This window comes from Brevibacterium sp. FAM 24630 (assembly GCF_049804075.1).
Taxonomy (GTDB): Bacteria; Actinomycetota; Actinomycetes; order Actinomycetales; family Brevibacteriaceae; genus Brevibacterium.
The window spans coordinates 1-333 of the sequence record NZ_JBNBZD010000089.1 but is presented as its reverse complement, the minus strand read 5'-3'; the positions used below and the strand labels follow the sequence as shown (position 1 = coordinate 333).

The following is a 333-nucleotide window of genomic DNA, read 5'->3' as shown; positions in this document are numbered from 1 at the left end:
CCGTCTGTGGTGTATGTGCAAACAAGCTCGTCAAGAATGGCAAAACCGGTGCCGGACGCACCAGGTGGCGGTGCAAACACTGCGGCTGTTCAGCAATTCAGACGCGCACCGATTCGGCGAAGAAGGCAGACTTCACCAGCTTCATCGCATGGTTGACCAGCACGCAGCCACGAGGCGATTTCGCTACCAGCACTCGTACCTTCACACGAAAGATTCAATGGTGCTGGAACGTAACCCCCAGGGTGGTCCTGACAGGCGAGATCCATGACCAGATCATGCTCGACGGCACCTACTTCAACGGTTGGTGCGTGCTCATCGCCTACACCGGCACTC

General features: G+C 57.4%; 1 protein-coding gene. It reads left to right on the top strand.

Annotated elements, in window-relative coordinates:
* Nucleotides 1-333, top strand: a 333-nt coding sequence (locus ACPUD7_RS17860) for a transposase-like zinc-binding domain-containing protein (RefSeq protein WP_425120663.1), incomplete at both ends; no start/stop codon positions are given.